Annotated in this window: 24 protein-coding genes; 9 read left to right on the plus strand and 15 right to left on the minus strand. The window is 52.0% G+C overall.

The genetic code is table 11. The features are described 5' to 3' along the window. Positions 1–1,202 (minus strand): peroxidase family protein (locus ACYQ15_RS21940; protein WP_459939670.1); only part of this gene is annotated, 1,202 nt, incomplete at its 3' end. Positions 1,203–1,250: 48 nt separating this feature from the next. Further along, on the minus strand, positions 1,251–1,760 hold the full coding sequence (locus ACYQ15_RS21945; protein WP_459939671.1) for a Fur family transcriptional regulator: 510 nt from the start codon (positions 1,758–1,760) through the stop codon (positions 1,251–1,253). A 797-nt stretch (positions 1,761–2,557) separates the two neighbouring features. Between ACYQ15_RS21945 and ACYQ15_RS21950 the strand changes: the two genes are divergently transcribed. Beyond that, the gene (locus tag ACYQ15_RS21950; protein ID WP_459939672.1) at positions 2,558–2,977 is read left to right on the plus strand and encodes a PRC-barrel domain-containing protein; all 420 of its coding nucleotides are present in this window, start codon (positions 2,558–2,560) and stop codon (positions 2,975–2,977) included. A gap of 591 nt (positions 2,978–3,568) precedes the next feature. On the opposite strand, the gene ACYQ15_RS21955 is transcribed toward ACYQ15_RS21950, so the two are convergent. From ACYQ15_RS21955 to ACYQ15_RS21965, 3 genes are all read right to left on the minus strand, one after another. Further along, positions 3,569–4,321 (minus strand): transporter, encoded by a 753-nt coding sequence (locus tag ACYQ15_RS21955; RefSeq protein ID WP_459939673.1) that lies wholly within the window; start codon positions 4,319–4,321, stop codon positions 3,569–3,571. A gap of 288 nt (positions 4,322–4,609) precedes the next feature. Continuing rightward, a complete protein-coding gene (locus tag ACYQ15_RS21960; protein WP_459939674.1) occupies positions 4,610–4,846 on the minus strand; it encodes a type II toxin-antitoxin system RelE/ParE family toxin in 237 nt (78 codons plus the stop codon). A gap of 37 nt (positions 4,847–4,883) precedes the next feature. Further along, positions 4,884–5,126 carry a CopG family ribbon-helix-helix protein gene (locus tag ACYQ15_RS21965; protein ID WP_459939675.1) on the minus strand — a complete coding sequence of 81 codons (243 nt, stop codon included), beginning with the start codon at positions 5,124–5,126 and terminating at the stop codon, positions 4,884–4,886. A 599-nt stretch (positions 5,127–5,725) separates the two neighbouring features. Here ACYQ15_RS21965 and ACYQ15_RS21970 point away from each other — a divergent pair. From ACYQ15_RS21970 to ACYQ15_RS21990, 5 genes are all read left to right on the plus strand, one after another. Further along, positions 5,726–6,103 carry a hypothetical protein gene (locus tag ACYQ15_RS21970; RefSeq protein WP_459939676.1) on the plus strand — a complete coding sequence of 126 codons (378 nt, stop codon included), beginning with the start codon at positions 5,726–5,728 and terminating at the stop codon, positions 6,101–6,103. 48 nt (positions 6,104–6,151) lie between these two features. Beyond that, a complete protein-coding gene (locus tag ACYQ15_RS21975; protein WP_459939677.1) occupies positions 6,152–6,478 on the plus strand; it encodes a PRC-barrel domain-containing protein in 327 nt (108 codons plus the stop codon). A gap of 230 nt (positions 6,479–6,708) precedes the next feature. Beyond that, positions 6,709–7,731, plus strand: coding sequence for an alpha-amylase family glycosyl hydrolase (locus ACYQ15_RS21980; protein WP_459939678.1), 1,023 nt, complete (start codon positions 6,709–6,711; stop codon positions 7,729–7,731). Beyond that, positions 7,703–8,632 carry a DUF3459 domain-containing protein gene (locus tag ACYQ15_RS21985; protein WP_459939679.1) on the plus strand — a complete coding sequence of 310 codons (930 nt, stop codon included), beginning with the start codon at positions 7,703–7,705 and terminating at the stop codon, positions 8,630–8,632. Before ACYQ15_RS21980 ends, ACYQ15_RS21985 begins: the two co-directional genes overlap by 29 nt. 277 nt (positions 8,633–8,909) lie before the next feature. Next, the gene (locus ACYQ15_RS21990; protein WP_459939680.1) at positions 8,910–9,329 is read left to right on the plus strand and encodes a PRC-barrel domain-containing protein; all 420 of its coding nucleotides are present in this window, start codon (positions 8,910–8,912) and stop codon (positions 9,327–9,329) included. Between the two features lie 429 nt (positions 9,330–9,758). Here ACYQ15_RS21990 and ACYQ15_RS21995 read toward each other — a convergent pair whose 3' ends face one another. The 7 genes from ACYQ15_RS21995 to ACYQ15_RS22025 are packed head-to-tail and all read right to left on the minus strand — an operon-like array spanning position 9,759 to position 14,062. Further along, complete coding sequence (locus ACYQ15_RS21995; protein ID WP_459939681.1) at positions 9,759–10,130, minus strand: P-II family nitrogen regulator; 372 nt, start codon at positions 10,128–10,130, stop codon at positions 9,759–9,761. A gap of 55 nt (positions 10,131–10,185) precedes the next feature. After that, entirely contained in the window at positions 10,186–10,506 is a 321-nt protein-coding gene (locus tag ACYQ15_RS22000; RefSeq protein WP_459939682.1) for a P-II family nitrogen regulator, read from the minus strand. After that, complete coding sequence (locus tag ACYQ15_RS22005; protein ID WP_459939683.1) at positions 10,494–11,246, minus strand: DUF1538 domain-containing protein; 753 nt, start codon at positions 11,244–11,246, stop codon at positions 10,494–10,496. Before ACYQ15_RS22005 ends, ACYQ15_RS22000 begins: the two co-directional genes overlap by 13 nt. Continuing rightward, a complete protein-coding gene (locus ACYQ15_RS22010; protein ID WP_459939684.1) occupies positions 11,243–11,923 on the minus strand; it encodes a DUF1538 domain-containing protein in 681 nt (226 codons plus the stop codon). Before ACYQ15_RS22010 ends, ACYQ15_RS22005 begins: the two co-directional genes overlap by 4 nt. A 52-nt stretch (positions 11,924–11,975) precedes the next feature. Further along, positions 11,976–12,200, minus strand: a complete 225-nt coding sequence (locus tag ACYQ15_RS22015; RefSeq protein WP_459939685.1) for a helix-turn-helix domain-containing protein — start codon at positions 12,198–12,200, stop codon at positions 11,976–11,978. A 43-nt stretch (positions 12,201–12,243) separates the two neighbouring features. After that, positions 12,244–13,458, minus strand: coding sequence for a sensor histidine kinase (locus tag ACYQ15_RS22020; protein WP_459939686.1), 1,215 nt, complete (start codon positions 13,456–13,458; stop codon positions 12,244–12,246). Then, positions 13,436–14,062, minus strand: coding sequence for a recombinase family protein (locus ACYQ15_RS22025; RefSeq protein WP_459939687.1), 627 nt, complete (start codon positions 14,060–14,062; stop codon positions 13,436–13,438). Before ACYQ15_RS22025 ends, ACYQ15_RS22020 begins: the two co-directional genes overlap by 23 nt. A 749-nt stretch (positions 14,063–14,811) precedes the next feature. On the opposite strand from ACYQ15_RS22025, the gene ACYQ15_RS22030 reads away from it, so the two are divergent. Both ACYQ15_RS22030 and ACYQ15_RS22035 read left to right on the plus strand, forming a co-directional pair. Next, positions 14,812–16,092 (plus strand): plasmid recombination protein, encoded by a 1,281-nt coding sequence (locus tag ACYQ15_RS22030; protein WP_459939688.1) that lies wholly within the window; start codon positions 14,812–14,814, stop codon positions 16,090–16,092. 60 nt (positions 16,093–16,152) lie between these two features. Continuing rightward, positions 16,153–17,229, plus strand: a complete 1,077-nt coding sequence (locus tag ACYQ15_RS22035; protein ID WP_459939689.1) for a hypothetical protein — start codon at positions 16,153–16,155, stop codon at positions 17,227–17,229. A gap of 824 nt (positions 17,230–18,053) precedes the next feature. Here ACYQ15_RS22035 and ACYQ15_RS22040 read toward each other — a convergent pair. Continuing rightward, complete coding sequence (locus tag ACYQ15_RS22040; RefSeq protein ID WP_459939690.1) at positions 18,054–18,275, minus strand: plasmid partition protein ParG; 222 nt, start codon at positions 18,273–18,275, stop codon at positions 18,054–18,056. Next, positions 18,272–18,901: a ParA family partition ATPase gene (gene parA, locus ACYQ15_RS22045; protein WP_459939691.1), complete on the minus strand. Its 630-nt coding sequence runs from the start codon at positions 18,899–18,901 to the stop codon at positions 18,272–18,274. Before parA ends, ACYQ15_RS22040 begins: the two co-directional genes overlap by 4 nt. A gap of 406 nt (positions 18,902–19,307) precedes the next feature. Between parA and ACYQ15_RS22050 the strand changes: the two genes are divergently transcribed. Further along, on the plus strand, positions 19,308–20,333 hold the full coding sequence (locus ACYQ15_RS22050; RefSeq protein WP_459939692.1) for a DUF7557 family protein: 1,026 nt from the start codon (positions 19,308–19,310) through the stop codon (positions 20,331–20,333). Between the two features lie 715 nt (positions 20,334–21,048). Here ACYQ15_RS22050 and ACYQ15_RS22055 read toward each other — a convergent pair. Beyond that, positions 21,049–22,042: peroxidase family protein (locus ACYQ15_RS22055; RefSeq protein ID WP_459939693.1), on the minus strand; the 994-nt coding region annotated here is incomplete at its 5' end.

Here is a 22,042-nt window from a genome sequence, read left to right on the forward strand (position 1 = left end):
CGGGCGAAATCATCCGCGAATTTCTCCGGATTCTGCAGGTAGCTCCGGGCGATGGGCTCATAGATCGGGTCGTAGCGCAGGGAAAGGTCCGCCGTGGTCATCATCGGCCGACGCTTCTTCGAGGGATCATGCGCGTCAACCACCATGTCCTCTTCGGCCACGTCCTTGGCCAGCCACTGATACGCGCCGGCCGGGCTCTTGACCTTCTCCCACTCGTATTTGAACAGCACCTTCAGATAGCCCATGTCCCAGGTGGTCGGGTTCGGCTTCCAGGCGCCCTCAATGCCGCTACTGATCGTATCGCCGCCTTTGCCGCTGCCGAAGCTGCTCATCCAGCCGAAGCCCTGTTCCTCCAGGCCCGCGGCTTCTGGCACAGGGCCGACATGCGACGCATCGCCGGCTCCATGGCACTTTCCAAACGTGTGGCCGCCGGCGACCAGCGCGACGGTTTCCTCGTCGTTCATCCCCATGCGGGCAAAGGTTTCCCGCACATCTGGTCCTGAAGCAACCGGGTCCGGATTGCCGTTGGGACCTTCAGGGTTCACGTAGATCAAGCCCATCTGCACCGCGGCCAGCGGGTTGGCCAGATCGCGATTCCCGCTGTAGCGGGTGTCTCCCAGCCATTCGGACTCCGAGCCCCAAAAGATGTCCTCTTCCGGCTGCCAGATATCCTCACGGCCGCCACCGAAGCCGAAGGTCTTGAAACCCATCGATTCCAGTGCGCAGTTGCCCGCCAGGATGATCAGGTCGGCCCAGGAGATCTTGTTGCCGTATTTCTTCTTGACGGGCCAAAGCAGTCGGCGCGCCTTGTCCAGGTTGACGTTGTCCGGCCAGCTGTTGATCGGTGCGAAACGCTGATTTCCCGTGCCCCCACCGCCGCGACCGTCCGCCGTGCGGTATGTGCCCGCGCTGTGCCAGGCCATGCGGATCATCAGACCGCCGTAGTGACCCCAGTCGGCCGGCCACCATTCTTGTGAATCGGTCATCAGTGCGTACAGATCCTGCTTCAGGCCAGCCAGGTCAAGTTTGTTGAATTCCCGGGCGTAGTTGAAATCAGGTCCCAGCGGGTTGGAGGCCGGCGCGTGCTGGTGCAGGATGTCCAGGTTGATTTGGTTGGGCCACCAATCGCGGTTTGAACGGCCTCTGGCGGCCGCATGGTCGTGTATCTTTCCGGTTACAGGACATTTGCCGGCTTCGCTCATGGTACTCTCCTTTTTTGTGTGAATGTTTGATTGGTTGCGGTGATTTGATCACAAACCAGGCTTGGTTTCCGTTGCCGCGGCATCCTTCGGCCTTTTTGCGTGCTCCGCCTCCTGACAGGCTCGGCACAGTCCGAAAAAATCCAATCGGTGCGTGGATATCCGAAAACCGGTTTTCGTGCTGACCTCCCGGGTCAGATCCCTCACACCGGCTAGGTTCGGGTCCTGAACAGTCCTGCACATGGTACAGATGACGTGGGGATGGGGAAAAGGCTTGTTGCCGTCGTAGCGGTTGCTGCCGTCGGGAAAACCCAGTTCGAGGACCTCGCCCAGTTCGCGAAGCAGGGCCACGGTTTTATAGATCGTGGCCCTGCTGGTTGTCGGGAAGTCTTGGTGAACCTGCTCATAAATCTGGTCCACCGAGGGGTGCCCGTCACTCAGGGCGAGAATCTTGAGCACGGCCACACGCTGCGGGGTGAGCCGAAATCCACGCTCCTTGAGCCGGTTGATCATCTGCTCAAGTCGTGCCTCGGAATCAGAGGGAAAAATGGTAGCTTGCATAGACACCACATGTCTTTATGGAAATAATTTCTTTTTGGATAATGATTATCCAAAAATTGGTCAAGCCATTTTTTCTGACCAACGTTTGATCCCACATGGGGTCAGTGGAGCGAAGGGCCGGGATAAGCGGCCACAGTTGGACGAGCTACTGAAGTCCGTAACCAGGCGCGAGGTTGATATTGTGCTCGCCTAGAAAACGTAAAAATCCTACGCTAACGATCAAAGTGTCTCATATGGGTAGACCCTCTTGAGACACTTTTTGGGGCAAGAGGCTTGCCAGGGAAGGCAGGAGAATCAAGGTCGGTCACTGTCTCAATAGGGTAGGGCCGACCTTTACGAAACATTTTCTCGCTAGGATCAAGATCCTATTGAGACAGTACCTGGTAATCGCTTCAAAATATGAGGCGGTTCCGCGTCGAATCGCCTCATATTCTTTCAGCTTTCTTGAATATCTGCCCTGTAATCCCACGGATCTCGTCTACTTCCGGAAACGTATCGGAGAGGATTATCTGATACTGCCAAATATCCGTAGATTTCAATTAATCAAGGGGTGGATACCAAATACGTGTTATTCCCCATATTCAAAGCAAGATGAAATCATATCATACTCCCTAACGAAGGCGGTGATTGTGGCAGCGCGGCTTTTTTCAGTCGGTAATTCCTCCGGCTGAACATTGGGATCCGACCGATTCCACAATCCAACAACCTGACCGGCAGAATTTAGTCGGCCGGCATGTGCATCCTCGAAGGAATCCCCTTCACCGGATGCATAAAACCTAGGACAAAGGAGTTCCATCATGAAAACGTTACTTGCAAGCATCATTATTGGATTATTGGCTATGAGCCCCGTTTTTGCCCAACAAGGAGGCACGGGACCCGGACAGACCGGAACCCAGCAGAGCCCGCAAATGCAACAGGACACCCAGCCTGGCCAGCCTATGTTTGGACAAGAGCGTGACTCTGAGCGCCTGTTTTCCATGGAAGATCTGAAAGATGCCTATGTTTATGATCGGCAGAGGGAAAGTGTGGGGTCCGTTGAAAAAGTGCTGATCAATGAGCAAGGCAATGTGGAAAAAGTTGTCGTTGAAGTCGACGATCGCAAAGTCGCTCTGGATTCTCATGAATTCAACATCCAGAAGGAATATGACGATGTCCGGGTCAACGTTCAGATGTCCAAGGACGAATTGAAAAACAAGCCTGAATACGAAGACAACTAGTATCAGTGGTTTGTCCTCGTTAGGCATCCATGAAGCTGTCCGGGCATCTCGTAGTTAGGTGCCCGGACAGCTATTTTCGTTTAATAAAACCTGTTTTGCAGTACGAACGCGTCTCCGACCCACGCAGTACCCGTTCCGGCCCAGCCAGAGCGTCATTTGGCGAGTCTAGAAGAAAAGCGACTGGAGTTGTTTAGTCCTTAGCGGGGGGGGCAGGGGGCGGAAAATGAAGGCAAAATCGGCAAGCGTTTCCGATCAAGACGAGGCTGCCACTGTGACAGCCTCGGATTCGGTCCAAGCGTGGTCCTTAAAGGGTTTGAATGTGTGGAGGAGTACCCGCCACAAACCCGTAAAAGGCAAATGTGGGCTTCCTGAAAGGCCTCTCAGAGAAAAGCCCCCCCGATTTTGCAGTTTGCAAACGGGGAAGGGGGAAACAAAAAAAAAGCCCGTCCTGGTTGATCAGGAAGGTTACATTGGAGAATCACAAATGGGAGGGAAGATTATTTGGACCTGAAATGGAATCGACCGCGGTGAACAGGTTCAAAAACAATCTGGCGTCCTCCAGTTGGTTGAAACAAACAAATCAAAACGTTGTTAAAATGAAATATTGAAACCGGTCAAGACCGCGTAGTTTGGGGCCGCTTCATTGAGCCCCAGTTTCACCCCGAAACTCATGACTCTCCGCTCCGTCAGGTTGTAGATCAATCCCCCGAGCAGAAAAGCCGGCGGCATGTTCGATCCATGATCAGGGTTTCTATCCATGCCAATGTTCGCGACCAGAGCCAGTTGATCCAGAATCTGGAATTCAGCCGCAAAGGAGGCATGCCAGAGGTCCGTGCGTTCATCTATCTTGTTCTCGTTGCGTAAGTATCCGAGATTGGCATGGAAGGACAACGGCTCGATTTCCTTTGTGCCAATCAGAAACATGCTGTAAGTAGCTCTGCCTGATCCGAGCCCTCGGTTCTCGTCTCCCGTGGGTAACGTCACTCTTGGTTTCACAGCGAACGCCAAGCCCTCCTCTTCAAATAGCCGCCATTTTACCTCCAGAACAAAATCGGACGGACCGTCATCCCTGGTCGTCCCCTCCGTGTCCTTCACGCTCAGGTACTGATAGGGGATGGTGAATTCAACATCGACTACGTCGGTAAAACCATAGGAGAATGTCGTCGCCAGTTCAGTCATGCGCATGGTCGCCCCGCCCGACTTGTCAAGTTCGTACTCCAGGTTGAACTCGACATTCGCGACTCCTTTCCCATACGTTCCGGCATCATCCGTGATCAGCGGATGCGAAGCGAAAACGCCTCCGGACGAGACCAAGAAAACAAAAAAGATAGAACAAGCCCACATGACTCTCATACAATCCACCTCTGGTTTGGGTTTAAATCAATCATTCTTTGAAATTTTTCCTGATGTGAACCCAATTCTCCAGAGAACAATTTACCTACACATTTCCAGTCTCCGACGATGCGAGCACGGTTGTTGTACACTGCTCGTCGGAGGCTGGAAAATGTGTAGATAAATTGCGCACGGAGCTTGTGGAGCGAAGCTTTGCGCATACTCTGGATCGAGTATCGTCATCTCGTAGGGGATGGGCAACGGACAGACAGATCCTGACAGAGCGGCATTGAGACTTGTTCACCACATTTTTGGTGGTCTTTGGCTCGTGTGGAATACACGCAAAATTTCGACGACTTCGTTTTTTACACGGTAAGGCAGAATGTAAGAATATCCGACGACGATCAATTCTCTGGTTCCAGGAATGCGCCCTGGCCGTCCTATGTTTGGGAAATGCGCAAGTTCAGCTCCCTGTTTTCTTATTTCAGCATATACCTTCCTGGCCATTTCAGCATCATCGCGAGCGATGAAATCCATTTGAAGGTCAAGATTTCGGAGAGCCGCTCGCAGCCACTTAACTCGCATGGAAGTTCCACTTCGCGTCAAGCGTGGCCAAGTCATCATCCGTGGCAAAATCCCCTGCATCTGCTTCATGTAAGGATTTACGAATTTCGGCGACCTGCCAAGCCTCACGAGAGATGTATTCTTCCATCGCCTGATTGATGAGATAGGTGCGGGATCGTGCAGTTTCTTTTGCTAATTCATTGAACTTTAAAAGTAATTCGTCTTTTGTGCGAATCGAAATTTGAGTAGCCATAGTATGCCTCCAGAATTTGTGATTCAATATAATATTTTGAATCACAAACGTCGAGCCCCATTTTTTTCATTGATTATTATTCGTCATACTCCCCCAGTTTGATGGACGGAAGGTAATTTTCAATAATTAATGAAAAGCTTATATGGGCAGATTCAGAAAACGGAAAAATCGTACGTAACGCGTAAGCGTCAAAACAGCTACTTCTTCCGCATGCTCTTCGGTTATGCCATAGGATTCCTCTCATCAACCTGTGAGGAGGATTCGAAATGGCAGCAGTAACAATCGTAGAAATCATCCTGCCTCGTTTTCCAGGAATGTACCTCTCTCAGTGATTCCCACCATCCAAGCTGCGTAATTTCCCTACTGCCAATTTGTCGGGATAGTTATATTCTTTCAAGTAGAAATAAGCATGGTGTTGGTGATTTCATTCTCGTCATTCGAGAATGAGTCCAACTGGTGTTTCGGTTGCCGGAGTGGTTGTCGTGGCACCCATGCTGCTGTCGGAAGAGGAATCTCCAACTCTTCTATCCCTTTGATCTTTTAGATCGGTAGAGGGTGTTTGATTTGGTAGTTAACTTTTACAACGAGAGGGTGAAGCCATGGATATCGCAAATGAAAAACACGTTGTTCCTAAAAAAGAAGGTTTGGGAGAATCTTCGCATGAGGGTATGGGGAAATTTCCGACCAATACCTCCATGGAACGGGGTACGCATCATCGTCATGCTGAATCTTGGGACAAGTCGGAAAAGCATATTGGTGATGCCTATGAAAAAACAGGCAGAGCCATGAGCCAAATGTATGATCGGGCTGTAAATTACAGTGGTGAACACCCGGGCAAGGCCGTGCTTATCGCAGTAGGGATGGGTGTCGGCTTGGGCTTTATATGGGGTGCAAGCGCTCGGCGTTACCGGAAAAATCAATTTATCGAACCGATCACGTATGCGCTTTCGGACGTTGTCCAGAAAGTCCTCAGATAAATTGCCATTCAATTGAACCTGAACAGCAGAAAACATCTGGAGCTAATTATGAACAGAATACAACCTGAACATGGCTACAACCTGATTGATCATAATGCGGTATCCGTGGATGAGCTGAGAAATGCTTATGTATATGATTCCAACCATAAACAAATCTCCGGTGTAAAAGATCTGATTGTCTCGTCAGACAGGGTTGACAAGTTTGTCATCGATGTCGGCGGATTTCTCGGAATAGGCGCGCACACCGTTGCAATCTCTCCAAGTCAAGTCGATATCCATAAGGACAATCTAGGGAACATCCGTATTTATCTTCCGATGACGAAAGAACAATTGAAAGATCTTCCTGAGTATGCAGGGAAGACATCGACCTATTGATTAATGTGATAGACGTCCGTCATCAAGAGGATGACGGACGGGCTTCAAATGGAAATTGCTGGACATCCTGATTTCCCAAGACCCAACAAAATTATTGTAGAGTCGTATTTTCTCTCGCCTGAGTGAATCGATTCTCTATTGTACAGCAAGTAGGCTTCTGGCGTTTTTTGCGGTGGCGAACACTTGCGACCTTCACCCGAGCCGTTCATGTGCTTGAGAGGGAGCCCAAGATGAACACGAGGAAGAAGAAAAAGCGAAAGACCGACCGAAGATATCCCTTTGGCGCGGAATCCTTGGTGAATGGCGTTCATTTTCGCGTCTGGGCGCCGAGCCGAAGCGTTGTGACCTTGGTGGTGGAATCAGATGGCAATGCCGATGGACGTGAACCTTTCGAGGTCAAGCTGGAGCCGGAGGACAACGGCTATTTTTCGGTCACGGCGCCGGATCTGTCTCAAGGCGCCTTGTATCGCTTTCGTCTGGACGACGATCCACGTCCGTATCCCGATCCGGCCTCCCGCTTTCAGCCAAATGGTCCCCATGGGCCGTCCCAGATTGTGGACCCCGCGTTGTTTGCCTGGACCGACGATGACTGGCCGGGCGTATCACCGCAAGGGCAGGTGATCTACGAGATGCATGTCGGAACGTTCACCCAGGAAGGCACGTGGACAGCGGCTGTCCGGGAGTTGCCGGAGCTCGCCAAGCTCGGCGTCACCGTTCTGGAGGTGATGCCCGTGGCCGATTTTCCCGGACGCTTCGGATGGGGCTACGACGGCGTCAACTTGTATGCGCCGACGAGACTGTACGGAACACCGGACGACTTCCGGCTTTTCGTGGACAAAGCCCATGAGCTGAATCTCGGTGTCATCCTGGACGTGGTCTACAACCATCTTGGGCCGGACGGGAATTACCTGTGGCAGTTTTCCAGCGATTATTTTTCCACTCGACACACGGGTGAATGGGGAGAGCCCCTCAATTTTGACGAAACCAATGCCGGACCTGTTCGGGAATATGTCTTGGCCAACGCGGCCTACTGGATCGAAGAGTTCCATCTGGACGGCTTGCGCATGGATGCAACGCAGCAGGTATTTGATGATTCCGATGAGCATATCCTGGCCGCGCTGACCCGGCGGGTACGGGAGGCCGGAGCACCACGCAAAATTTTTATTGTTGGTGAAAACGAACCCCAGCTGACCCGGATGCTTCTCCCCGTGGACGAGGGCGGGTATGGCCACTATGGCCTTGTGGAACGATGATTTTCACCACACGGCCATAGTGGCCATGACCGGCCGATCGGACGCCTACTACAGCGACCACCGCGGCAGCGCGCAGGAATTCGTGTCCACATTCAAGCACGGATTTCTGTACCAGGGACAATGGTATTCCTGGCAGAAGCAGGCCCGCGGCACCCTTACGCTGGGCTTTCGACCCGACCGGTTCGTCAATTTCATCCAGAACCATGACCAGCTGGCCAATTCCGGCAGCGGCAAACGGGCGCATCTGCTGACCAGCCCCAGCCGCTACCGCGTGTTGACGGCAATTCTCCTGCTGGCGCCGCAAACTCCGATGCTGTTTCAGGGGCAGGAATTCGCGGCCAGAAGCCCGTTCTTCTACTTTGCGGACCATAATGAAGAGATAGCCCAGCTGGTGGCCATGGGCCGCGGCCAGTTTCTCTCTCAGTTCCGGACCCTGGCAACCCCCGAGATGCAGGCCAGGCTCCCGGACCCCGCGGCCCCGATGACCTTCACCCGCTGCAAGCTGAACCACGCCGACCGTGACGTTCATGGCGAGGAATACCTGCTGCACCTGGATCTGCTGCACCTGCGCCGCCATGATCCCGTGATCCGGGCGTGTCAATACGATTCCCGGGTAGATGGCGCCGTGTTGAGCCTTGATGCCTTCGTCATCCGCTATTTCGGCGAAACCGCCGGCGACGATCGGCTCCTGCTGGTCAACCTTGGCCGCGATCTCGTGCTGCTTCCCGCCCCGGAACCGCTTCTGGCCCCTCCGGAACGGGGGTCCTGGGCCCAGCTCTGGTCCAGTGAGGATCCGCGGTACGGAGGCGTGGGCAGTTTGCCTTTCACGTCCCAGGAAGTTTGGCATCTACTTGGCGAGTCGGTCTTGCTCCTAGCTCCTCAATCAAACCAAAAAATATAGTGGTGGCCGCCAACAATTAATCAAGGGGTGGATACCAATACGGGGTTCTCCCCATATTCAAAGCAAGACGAAATCATAATCTTACTCCCTAGCGAAGGCGGTGATTGTGGAAGCGCGGCTTTTTCAGTTGGAAATTCCTCCGGCTGAACATCGGGAAGCCGAACTTTTTTCCACAATCCAACAACTTGACCGGCCGAATTTGGTCAGCCGGCATGTGCATCCTCAAATGAATCCTCCCTCACCGGATGCATAAAACCTAGGACAAAGGAGTTCCATCATGAAAACCTTACTTGCAAGCATCATCATTGGATTGTTGGCCATGAGCCCAGTTTTTGCCCAACAAGGAGGCACGGGACACGGACAGACCGGAACCCAGCAGAGCCCGCAAATGCAACAGGACACCCAGCCTGGCCAGCCTATGTTTGGACAAGAGCGTGACTCTGAGCGCCTGATTTCCCTGGAAGATCTGAAAGATGCCGATGTTTATGATCGGCAGAGGGAAAGCATTGGGTCCGTTGAAAAAGTGCTGATCAATGAGCAAGGCGATGTGGAAAAATTTGTCATAGAAGTCGACGATCGCAAAGTCGCTCTGGATTCTCATGAAGTTAACATCCAGAAGGAAGATGACGATGTCCGGGTCAACGTTCAGATGTCCAAGGACGAATTGAAAAACAAGCCTGAATACGAAGACAACTAGTATCGGTGGTTTGTCCTCGTAAGGCATCCATGAAGCTGTCCGGGCATCTCGTCGTTAGATGCCCGGACAGCTATTTTTTTTATCGATGATCGTCGTTGAAATGAAAAATTTTTAACAGCAGTTTCTATGAATCCGCTATTAGGCTTACCATGACAAATGAGAACTGCTCAAAACCTTCAGGCAGTCTCTGTAGGTAAGGCTACTGAACATTGGAGAAAAGGCTGTGAGAGTCACGAAAAGCAACCCAGGGTATGCCTATGTCTAGACAGATCCAGAAAACGAAAAAAAATCGTACCCTAACGATCAAAGTGTCTCATTAGGGTCTAGACCCACTTTGGCCCTTCGGCCCTTGCTGATTCTGTATTTTCTGGCAATTCGCGGACAGTCTCAAGAGGGTCTACCCATATGAGACAATCGGAAAAGTGATTTTTACGGAATCCGAGCTTGTCCTCCCGCAGCAACATCCCTGAACGGATGTTGGCATAAATGGCAAATGCCGGCGATTTTTTTCAAATCCACCACGAAGGCAATGCCAGCGCCCGGTGTGTTCAGGTTGCCCTGTTCCACGATTCTATCAAGAATATCTTGCGTTTTTTCTCGGGGGACGACGGTCAGAATTATGTCTTTTTCCGGTTCAATGGGGATGCCCCAAATTTTCTTTTTTTCACGGATACCCGTGCCGCGACCGGGAATGATCGTTCCGCCTTCGGCCCCAGCGGATTTGGAGGCATTGACGATTTTTCCACTTTCGCCTTTATTTACGATGGTCACGATCATTTCGAAGGGAATATCTAAATTCATATTCTATTCCTTATGGTCATATTGGCGGTGAGTGAACTGTTCAATTATGAGGGCGCTAAAGATCCAGACCGGTAACCGCGTCCAGGGGCAGGGCAAAGGCCAACCCCGATCCTTGATCGCTCAACTGGCATGCCTTGTTCAATTTTGCCAAAAGTTCGGAGACGATTTCTCGCGGACTCACGATATAGATAACTTCCTTTTGGGGTTCGATGGGAATTCCAAGCAAATTGGCCTTGGTTCTGACGCTTGCCCCTCTTCCAAAAATGATCGTTCCTCCGCTTGCTCCGCTGTCTTCAGCAATGCGGATGACATCCTCGCTGAAGCCCGGATTGACAATGGCCACAACCAGAGAAAAATTCTTGTCTATCTGAGGCATCCTTCACACCCTCCTTTCTTGAGTTTCGACTGATATGCCAAACCGAACAACAAAACAGCAATAATGGGGGCCAAGGCCACCAGCGCGACGAGCCCGAAGCCATCCAACAGCGGATCGCGACCATCAAGAACCATAGCCAGTCCAAGGGTCAACGACATGACGAAGGTGATCACCATGGGGCCAGTGGTCACGGTGCAGGCATCAAAGGCGATGCCGACGAATAAAGGCGGATTCTTCAAAGTCAGCAGAAGTACCAACAGGTATCCAGGAACGAGAATGTACAGCAAGGAAAAGCCGATCATCACCCTGGCCATGCCCAGCCCAGCGAAAACGGCCACCCCGAAGCAGATGCCCAACGCCAGGTATTTTGCCTGGATCGAACCGGACGTCGTGCGTTCCACCTGGGAGCAGAGAATGGTTACCGCGGGTTCAACCCTGGTCAAGAAAAAACCGAACAGAGACGTCAGGGGGATCAGCAGCCAATAGAAGGTTTCGTTTCGACCCAGATTTTCCGCCAGCGCGGTTCCCGCCGGTACCAACCCGACATTAACGCCTTGTAAGAAAAGCAGCAGTCCCACCAACACCATCAGACCGCCTTTGAACAACCGGATTAAAAAAGCCCGGTCAAATCGCAAGAACAGCACGTGGAGCAGTAGGGTGAAAAGCAGGATACTGCCGAACCCCCAAAGGTTGTCCAGGAGGACGGACCGGAAATCAAACCAAACGAGGAAACGGCTCATAGAACGAACACTCCCAGCAGCATGATCCCGAGAATGGGACCAAGTGCGGCCAGACCGAGCAAGCCAAAGCTGTCGTCAGACGACTTGCCGAGCACGGAAACGAATCCGACCCCAAAGGAAAGGATGAACGGGACGGTCAGTGGGCCGGTGGCTATGCCCCCGGCGTCAAAGGCCAGGGGAACAAATTCCTCCGGAGTGAAAAATGCCAAAACCAGAACCAGCCCATATCCCACGGCGAAGACGATGGAACTCCGAATCCCTAGCAGAACCCGGAACAGAGCCAGACAGATAAAGCTGCCGATGCCCAGGGCGATGCAGGCGATTAACAGCAAGGGAGACACGGATTCGTCCGGGGTGATGGTATCGACGTGTCCGGCCAGGATATGCACCGCCGGATCGGAAGCGTTGATCACCAGGGCCAAGAAAAAGGAAAACATGATCACGATGGCCGTGGACGTTTTTTGGGGTAGTTGGGAGCCGATGGCCCTTCCCAATGGGATCACGGCCACGTTGACCCCCTGAAGAAACAAAACCAGGCCTGCCATGATCATGACTGATCCGGCCATAAGGTCCAGCAGACTGTCCATCCCAAGATAGCCAAACGCCAGTTCCAGGAGAAGCAAGATAAACAGCAGCGGCAGGACGGTTTTGATGACAAACCAGAATTGTTCGGTCATTTCAATTAAATCTGATAAGCCAGCTTGTACAAGCTTGAAGCATCAGATTTTTTTACATAATTGATTGCGACATTATCCGCTTCACGGAACTGACGCCGATACTCATATCCGCCGCAATCTTACGAATACTCCGTCCCTGGCTAAGCAGATCAAGAACCTGATCCCGTACAGACTGATCCAGGGAAGGACGCCCAAGCCCCCTCCCTGCTTCCCTGGCCCGGTCCAGGCCAGAGTTGATCCGCTCCCACATCATCTCTCTTTCAAACTCCGCGAACACGCCCAGCATCCCAAAGAGAGCCTTCCCGGAAGGTGTTGTCGTATCAAGGGCCTGCCGGTGAATCGATCTCTTCAGAGCTCGCGGTGGGCAAGCTGAAATAAAACGTGCTTCCTTCGCCGTGTTTGCTTTCGGCCCAGATCCGGCCGCCGTGTTTTTGCGTGAATTCCTTGCACAACAGAAGCCCCAGGCCGGTTCCCTGTTCGCCGGCTGTACCCCTCTTGGAGTTTTTGCGATCAAGCACAAAGAGGTCTTTCAATGTTTCCGGGGGGATTCCGATACCGTTGTCGCGGACGGCGACCGTTAGCATGTGTCCGTTTATGGTCGAGGAGACATCAATCTTCCCCCCATCCCTGCTGAACTTGATAGCATTGGAGAGCAGGTTGCGGATCACGGTGTCGAGCATGAGCTTGTCCGCAAAAACAGTAGTCTCCTCAGCCACCTCGCTGTGCAACGTGATCTCTTTATCCTGGGTTGCGGCCTCAAATAACTCGAAATTCCGTTTAACAGGATCAATCAGGAAAAATGTTTTTGGTTTGAAGGGCATCATATCCCGTTGCATCAGCGACCATTCCAATAAATTTTCGAGCAGATTGTACATATTTTCAGAGGACTGGGCCAATTGGGAGGCCATTTTTCGTAAATCCTTCAGAGGTAAGCTGGAAAATTTCTCGGACAGCATCTTGGTCAGAGCCAAATATCCAGCCATGGGGCTCTTTAAGTCATGGGCGATGATGGAAAAGAACTTGTCTTTTTCTATTATCGTCTGTTCGAGTTTGAGATTTTTCTGCTGAATCACCATCTCTTTTACGGACGAATAGTGATCCATCGATTCAGCGAGGGCTTGGTCTATGGCTTCATGAAATCTGGTAAGGTCCTCAAGCTTTTGGTCGGTCAACGTAGGATGAGCTCTAGTCCAGTGTAACACCACGCTTGCGCGTAGAGCTCGAAACTCGGAAATTGTGTCCTTGACGCTGAAGCCGCTGCCATGTCGTTCAGCACCGTGCAGGTCTGCCGACGATATTTGCCCATCGCCTCGCCCATAGGCACCGTAGCCTTTCGATTTGGCGGACTGCTCTGATTCACTCTGGGATGTATCGAGATCGTCGGCAATATCCAAAAGCATGCCCTTGGCGTGGTCGCGCAGTCCTTTCTGGTCCATATTCTGAGCATGAAAGATGGTTTTTGCAAAGACTTCCCAATCCTGAAGAATTAACTCCATTTCTGCCCGAATATAATCAGCTAACCGCGCATGTGTCATCTGCATTCCTACTGTCGCTTTTAGAAGACGATAATATCCGCTTGACGGAACTGACACCGATACTCAGATCCGCCGCAATCTTGCGAAAACTCCTTCCCTGGCCTCGCAGATCAAGAACCTGGTTTCGCACAGACTCATCCAGAGCCGGACGCCCAAGCCGCTTCCCTGCCTCCCTGGCCCGGTCCAGACCAGAGTTGATCCGATCCCGCATCATTTCCCTTTCAAATTCCGCGAACACGCCCAACATCCCGAACAGAGCCTTGCCGGAGGGTGTTGTCGTATCGAGGGCCTGCCGGTGAATGAACAGGTCCGCGCCTGCGCCATGAATCTCCTGCAAGATGTTCAGTAAGTCTTGGAGGGATCGTCCAAGCCGATCTACGGACCAGGCCAGAACGATATCGATCTCACGCCTGGTTACGGCCTTCAGCAACTCGTCCATCTGTGGCCGCTTATCCCGGCCCTTCGCTCCACTGATCCCCTTATCCTCAAACACGCGCACCACGTCCCAACCGGAACGCTCGGCCACGGAGCGTAGTTCCCGGACCTGGTTTTCGGTGGCCTGGCCGTTTCGTGTGCTGACCCTAGCGTAGATTGCTGCTCTCATGATTGGCAATCTACTTTCTATCAGGTTAAAAAACAACTGTTTTTGAACACAATAAAATCACGACCGGAAACCCGCTTGGCCGCAAGGGCTGATGGTCGTTTTTTGGATGGGGGTTTTGAACCCAGCTTTGTGCACGTACGATTTTCCGTATTCTGAAGCCTGTCAGTATTAGCGCTCACCTGTTGGCCTACCGGCGAAAGATTCGCCACGCTTCAACGTCAAGCCGTCGCTCCAGAATCCCCCATGAAGGAAGGGTGATCATGGGCAGCTGCTCGGGACCTCCCTGCCCCCTCGCTATCTCGGCGGCAACTGTTCATCCGCATGCCTCCGCTTCGCAAAAGCCTCCGCTATACTGGGGGGGGCCACTCCCCCCAGCCCCCCCCTAATGTGGCTTGCCAAAAAGTCTTCTTTTAGCCTCTTAACTGGAAAACTACACGGCTTTAGTGCGTACAGGCAACTGCTTTTGGAGGGCCGAAACCGGCACCAGGTCGGGGCCGGAACTGGCGGTAGCTCGGACGCCGCAGCACGTCATCATAGCCGAAGGCCCCCGACCTAATGCGACCTAATGCCGGCAGGGAGGCTCCACAAACAAACCAGCATGGACCCGTCATGGATCTGGAAAAGCCCCGCGCAGCGGCCCTCGGAGAGCCTACGTGGAGTCACGGCTTTGCGTGACTCCGCTAGTAGGTTAGCTGAGTCAAGTTGACTCAGCTTCTCGAGCGCGATAAAATAGGGCAAAAGGAGGAGGTATGAGCGCAACAATCAGCATAAGAATTGGACCAGTGAGATCAAGCGACTATTCCGGACAGCGAACCCACGACATGAGGACCGGCCAAAAACTGAACTACGTTGACTACGAAAAATCGCACCTGAACACCGGCGGCGATGTGCCCACAGTCAAAACCGTCCACGAGATGAACGAGGACCAGAAGCACATTGCCAGGGCGGAGGCACAGGCACGGCTTGACGCTGCGATTGCGGGAGGTCTGACGACTAAAGAAGAACTTGCCCCCTACCGGGCCGGGGTGATGGCATGTCGACAAGCATACCAACGCAACGGCGTGGTCGCTTATCGTGGCATTTTAACGTATGGACGAGACGCGCAAGATATACTTAGCGAGATACCTTTAGAAGAAGCGGATCAAATGGCAAAAAAGGCCATACGGAATGCGGCGGATGTTCTCGAAACGACAGCTTTTGGAATTACTGCGCACCGCGACGAGTCAGCTTTACACTATCATTATTATTTTTTAGCTACAAACAAGCATGGAAAAAAGCTTCATCCGAAAAAAGCGGACTGTCAGCGTATGCAAACCGATGCCGCTAAAGCATACAAACATCTTGGCATTAAGAGAGGAAAAAAAATAGGTGATTGGATAAAAGAAGGTAAAGGGGAAAAAACAATACATCGAAGCGTCCAAGAACTACATAGAGACTTGCCGCTGGAGATTTTAGAAAAAGAAATGCAACTCAAAAAAATTCAAGAACAAATTGAAGAACAGAAAGTATCTTTGGAAGCGCAACGAATCACAATTGAGCAGCAGGAACATAAACGTACAGCCCTGCAAGCGGAAATGAAAGCACAAAGGAATGCTTTGGAAATTCTGTCTCGACAGGCCATTGACCAGGCCGCCGTTGTCGCGGATCTGGAAATGCGAAAAGTTGCACTGGATCAGGCTACCGTTCAGAAATTTATGGAGAAGGAAAACCTCGATGCCCAAATAAAAGCGCAGCGATCCACCATGGACCGGATCACCGCACAGGTCCAGCAGGCGGGACAGAAGGATTACAAGACCCAGCTTGCAGCAGTGGCAACTTTCGCCGACACCTTGCTTGAACGGTTCGTCCCGGATATGACGCCGGAAATGATAGCCAATGCTTTGAATTACACTATCAAGGCAGTGCAAGGCCAACCTGCGGCGAAAATCAGGGAGGCAGTAGCGAACAATCTTTTCGTCGTCAGTGAATCATTGCCGGAAGTGAAGGCCCGCCCGGATCAACGGGATTCGTGGAAGGGGCCGAAGCAATAATAAAACGCCTTGGCCCGTGTACGAGACGGGCCAAGGCAAGACGGACAAGGAGGTTAGCCAATGTCCGACCAGTCAAAAAATATCGACCTGACACCGGAAGAGCAAGAGGAACTGAGGGAGAATTACCCGGATCGATGGGAGCGGTTGCAAAACGCAAATGATGCCGTTGTCCGTGCATGGGTCCGGATGTGGAAAGCTCAGAAGGCGAACCAATGGCCGACCGACGACCCAAGCCGGCAAGCAAAAGAGATCCACGAAGCCATTGGAGAAGCGGAGCCAGAGCAGGGCAACTTCCTCGGATGGTTTGGATTCCCCACCGATTTGACCAGGTGCAGCCCTTTCTTTCCGTTGCGACACAACGATATTGGAAAGCGCGATTATCTGGAAGAATACCTGATCACTTCCGCGGGCTGGGGCGAAATCAAATATACCGGGCCGCGCCTGACCACCTATGACGAGGACGTGTTGATGGTTCTCTTGGCAGTGCTCGACAAAACCAGCCAGGGCCGCGAGACGACTGAAGAGGATGGGCGGAAAACTTATACCTACCGGGGGGCCGCCCTGCCCCTACTTCGTTTACTTGGATATGCTAGGCCGGGGAAAAAGGACTATCAGAGGCTATTGCTGACATTGAAGCGGTTAACAGTGGCCGGGGTTGAGCTATCTATCTCGGCGGGAAAAACGAAGGCGGGGAAGAAACGTCCGCCTCGCAAAACCTACATGTCCGCAATGCTGGCCGGGGCTTTCTGGGATGAGGACAAGAAAGAACTTTCCGCCACCGTGAATCCTTTTTTCTATGAAGCCTTTTGTTCTGGGTCCGTCAGTCTCCTGGATGTGGCAACGCGGATATCTATCAAGGGAAATGTGGCGAAGGCCCTTTACAGGTTCGTACAGAGCCACCGGAAGAACACCGTATTCGAGGGCCATTTCTTGACCCTGGCCGACACCCTGAACATGGACAGAGAGCAGCCAGCTTTTGAGTTGCGCCGGAACATCAAGAAAGCAATCACTGAACTCATCAGCCAGAACATCTTGACCAAGAAAAGCCGTTTTGTTTCCCAAGATATTGTTTTGCTTGAAAGAACGACTGAGGCTTTACCCAAGCTAGAACCAAAGCCAAAGAAGATAAGTAAGTAAAATAGGCCGTTACGAATACATTCGGGTTTTCAACCATGGACATTCGGGTTTTCAACCATGGACATTCGGGTTTTCAACCATGCATGTTCGGGTTTTCAAACATGCACACCACCCAGGAGCCCAGCAACCACGAGGGTTCCGAGGCCGCCTAAAGGTCTTAAAGGTCTTAAAGGTCTTAAAGGTTAATAACCGGAGAAGACACCCGGTTATTTTTTTTCCCCTGATCAGCCAGAGTCCAGAGAAAACATTTCCACGGTTAACCGTGGGCCTATCGGCGGAATATACGCCGTGCTCTCCGAATGATTGTCGTTCCGGAATACATGAAGGAGAAGGCTGACGGGACATCCTTCTTATGGAGGAACTTACGGCAAAAATTTCAAAGCCCCTCCAGGATCACTCCCAGAGGGGCTTTGAAATTTCAGGCAGGACCAGATTACGCAGCTTGCCCCATGGCCCGGTAATGAGATAGCCACTTTAACGCTTCCGGACCCTCCGGTCGGCTGGCTACATCGGTTGACCTTCTTCCGGCTTCGCCCGGATGCAGGGTAATTTTGTTGGCTCTATATGCATTCCAGTCAGTTCTATAGCTATGCTACCAAAGTCTCGATAAGTGGGTCGAGGAGGCCTTTGCCCCTGAGACGTTCATTATGCACAAAATGAAAGAAGCCCAGATAATTGGGATCGCTGACACGTTCTTTGGTTCTCTGAATAAGGACGAGCTTTGCTGCAAGTTGTTGAGCCTCCGATATCTGTTCGCCAGGTCATTATATTAGACAGCTCTCCTGGGCTTGGTTGATGTTAGGATGTTGGCATGTTGTAGGTGCTTAGCGATCGAATTTTTCGGTTAGCAATTCCCTGATCATGTCCGCAATTTTTACGCCCCTCATCGCACAATCCGATTTCATTGCTCGATGGAGGCTTTCCGGAATGTCTACGGTCAACCGCTTCATTTTTTTCACTTGGTTGCGACTCTCCACCCATTCGTCTGTCTGAGCCTTCGGCTGAGTGCTGGGCCGTGGACCGATATTGATTTTTTTCCCGCTCATCCCGCCACCTCCAGAAGCTCCGACAGAACGCCTTCAATCTCCTGGGTCGCAACCCCACCTGGATCGACTTCAAATATCGTTCGACCTCCGGCAACAGCTTCAGCGAAGATCACTCGCTGCCCGATGGTCCCAGACAAAACCGGAATCTCATAACCCGCAAGGGCTTCCTGAACATCTCGCCCTATGGCTGTGTTTGCGATTTTACGATTTACCACAAAAATACATTTCAGGCTTTCCTTAAATACTCTTGCCTCTTTAACCAAGCTCACGATCTCTTCAGCGGCCCAAATATCATATGGTGACGGTTGAACAGGGATCACAATCAGATCCGAAGCCATGATCACCGACCGGGCCAGTTCGGTTACTCTGGGAGGCCCATCGATCACCACTATATCATAGTTGCTGCCGAGGGTTCCCACTTCCTTGTGGACAACTGGTCTAGGTAATCCAACGACAGGAAACAACGGATCACCTTCTCGGGATGCCGCCCAATCCAACGCGCTGCCTTGTGGGTCCGAATCAATCAAAAGAACCTTCTTTCCCCTTCCTTGAAGAGCCGCTGCAAGGTTAACGGCAATGGTCGTCTTGCCTACGCCGCCTTTTTGATTCAACACGCCGATGATCATTGCGTAACCTTCCTTTTAATTTAAATTTTTACTGAAATATGGCTTACTGTCACATCAAAGACCTGATTTATATAATCGATTATATCTGCTGAAAAGCGTATAATCGTAAATGTGGGAATAATGCAAGAGAAAAATATCTTCCATCAGAACAGTGAGGGGCTCCAGAAGCCAGTTCAAGTTCTGCCACTTTTTGGTTGGTTCCGACCCTCTCCAGGCAGGAGCCTAGCGCCCGTAATTATGCCCGCTGTCGTTCACCTTGAATAGTTTACTAGATAACTGAGTAAACTTTATAAAAATCAATTAATTAAAAGTTTACTATATATTGACAAGGAATTGATGGCTCTATAGATTTAGACCTTCGATGCCTGACATATACAAAACGCCCCTCAAGAAATAGGAGAAAAGAATGAAAGAAGCATGGAGTGTAAAGCTTGATCCAGACTTTAAGTCCCGTCTTTCGGCACTGGCATCCGAACATGAATCCGGCGAAGAATTTGTCATGTCACTGGTAACTGCATACGAGCAGACAAAATATTCTAATGTTAAGGCTCCAAGCCATGCGCGGCCATTGGTTGGAGAGATTGTTCGAGCATTTCAGAGCATAATTGAACAAATATCCGCTTCAATTTCCGTCGCAGAGCGTGAACGAGAACAAGCCGGGAAGGAAATTGAAGAGGTAAAGGAAGCAGCCAAAACACAAATACAAACCGCAAATCAAGTCGTTACCGATCTGAAAACTCGTCTTGAGGCCAGCACCAAAAGTGTCATTGATGGACAAAAAAGAATCCAGGAGTTGGAGGAAGCACTCAAAACGGCACAAGACAAAACAGAGTCGATCGAGGCGTTGAAATTGGCTTGGATGGAAAAAGAGACTTCTTTAATCGCGAGGATTGCTGAGTTGGATGAAGAGGCGAAACAAGCACGGGAATTGGATAAAAAAGTTGTATCCTTAGAAAAGATGCTGGCCGCGACAAAAGATGAGGCTGGAACGGAGATCACCAAGTTAAAGCATGCCACCGAACTGCGGCAACAACAGATTGCTCTGGAGCACGAAAAGGAGATCGCCAAATTAAAAGAAGATCTTTCAGAAGTTCGGCATGCTGCAGAACTCAGTGAAAAGCAGATTGTGTTGGAGCGCGAAAAGGAGATAGTCGAGCTAAAAGAACAGCTTTCAGAAACTCGACATGCTGCAGAACTGGCGGCAAAAGAAGCGGCCCTGGCCCACAGTGCCGCAATGCAAAATGCGGTTGATCAGGTCCGGATTGATGCCGAGGCCAAAGTTCAAAAGCTGCAAGAACGGTTTGACATGTTGGCCGAAAAATTTGCAACCAAGCCAGAGAGAAAAGAACATCAACCTTCAAAAAGGTTGCCTCTAAACAACTTAAAACAACACGGTCGGAGAATTAAGAAGCGAAACCCTGCTGATCACTAAATTAATTTCAGACTAGACACCATAGCATTTTCGAATGTTCAAGGGCGCGCAACCAGACGCGGCGCATGCCTCCCAAAAATCCAGGATGTGCGCAAAGCTACGCTCCAGCAAGGATCGAGGGGCTGGTAGCCACGGCTCCAAGCCATGGCCGTACAAGTGGAAGGATTCTTGTTAGCTGTAAGCGAGAGCCTTGGTCAACGCATTGGACTTTTCGCCGTTTGCAGTCCCGGCATGGGTCAAGTTTGGATTCCGTGAAGATCACTTTCTGGATCTCTTCAGGATTCGGAAAATAAAGCACGTTAAGCCAGGAGTTCCAGCGTCCGTCGCCCTAGATTCCCCCCCCCGCTAAGCCGGGTTCAAAATCCCCTCCGGAAAACGATCATCTGCCCCCAGCGGCCAAGCGGGTTTCCGGTCATGATTTTGTTGTGTTCAAAAACAGTTGTTTTTCAACCTGGCAAAAAGTAGGTTGCCAATCATGAGAGCAGCAATCTACGCTAGGGTCAGCACACGCAACGGCACCCGCCACGCCGAGGGAAGTGACGGAGCGTTAGGATTGCGTTGGTCGCCGGCCGACAAGCAAGATAGATTGAGCCGGCGCGTTCGATATCCGCATAACCCAAATATCGAAACACGCCGGCTCCTGTTGCTCTCTGCAGCCGTCCAACATTCCCCGACAGCTGCTCAACTCGGAAAACCTTGCTCTAATACTCCGTGATCAGGTCAGGTCGAAACGGTCCAGGTTCATGACCTTGTTCCAGGCAGCGACAAAGTCTTGCACGAACTTTTCCTGCGCGTCGTCCTGCGCATAGACCTCGGCCAGGGCGCGCAAGCGCGAGTTGGAGCCAAAAACCAGGTCCACGCGGGTGCCGGTCCACTTCAGTTCGCCTGTCGTGCGGTCACGACCTTCGAAGGTGTCTCCGGCGTCGGACGTGGGCTTCCACGCGGTGCCCATGTCCAGCAGGTTGACGAAGAAGTCATTGGAGAGGGTTCCGGGCCGCGTCGTAAACACTCCGTGCTTCGATCCCCCAAAGTTCGCGCCCAGGACGCGCAATCCGCCCACGAGCACCGTCATTTCCGGCGCACTCAATGTCAAAAGCTGCGCCCTGTCCACCAGCATTTCCTCGGCGGAGACCGTATACATCTTGGGCTGGTAGTTGCGAAAACCGTCGGACTGGGGTTCCATAACGGCGATGGTCTGCGCATCGGTCTGCTCCTGGGAGGCGTCCGTGCGGCCCGGGGTGAAGGGTACGTTCACGTCATGCCCGGCTGCCTTGGCCGCGGCTTCAACGCCGGCGCATCCGGCCAGGACGATGAGGTCCGCCAGGGAGATTTTCTTGCCGTCCGCCAGGGCGTCGTTGAAATCCCGCTGGATGGTTTCGAGGGTCTCCAGCACTTTGGCCAGTTGCCGGGGTTGATTGACTTCCCAGTCTTTTTGCGGCGAAAGTCGAATACGTGCGCCATTGGCGCCGCCCCGCTTGTCCGAACCGCGAAAGGTCGAGGCCGAGGCCCAGGCGGTTACAACCAGTTCCGCCAGGGTCAGGCCGGAGGCCAAAACCTTGGACTTGAGGTCGGCGATGTCCCTGGCGTCGACCAGGGGGTGATCAACAGCCGGAACCGGGTCTTGCCAGATTAGGTCCTCGGCCGGGACTTCGGGCCCTAGATAACGGGCCTTGGGGCCCATGTCCCGGTGGGTCAGCTTGAACCAGGCC

The organism is Desulfonatronum parangueonense, assembly GCF_054656975.1.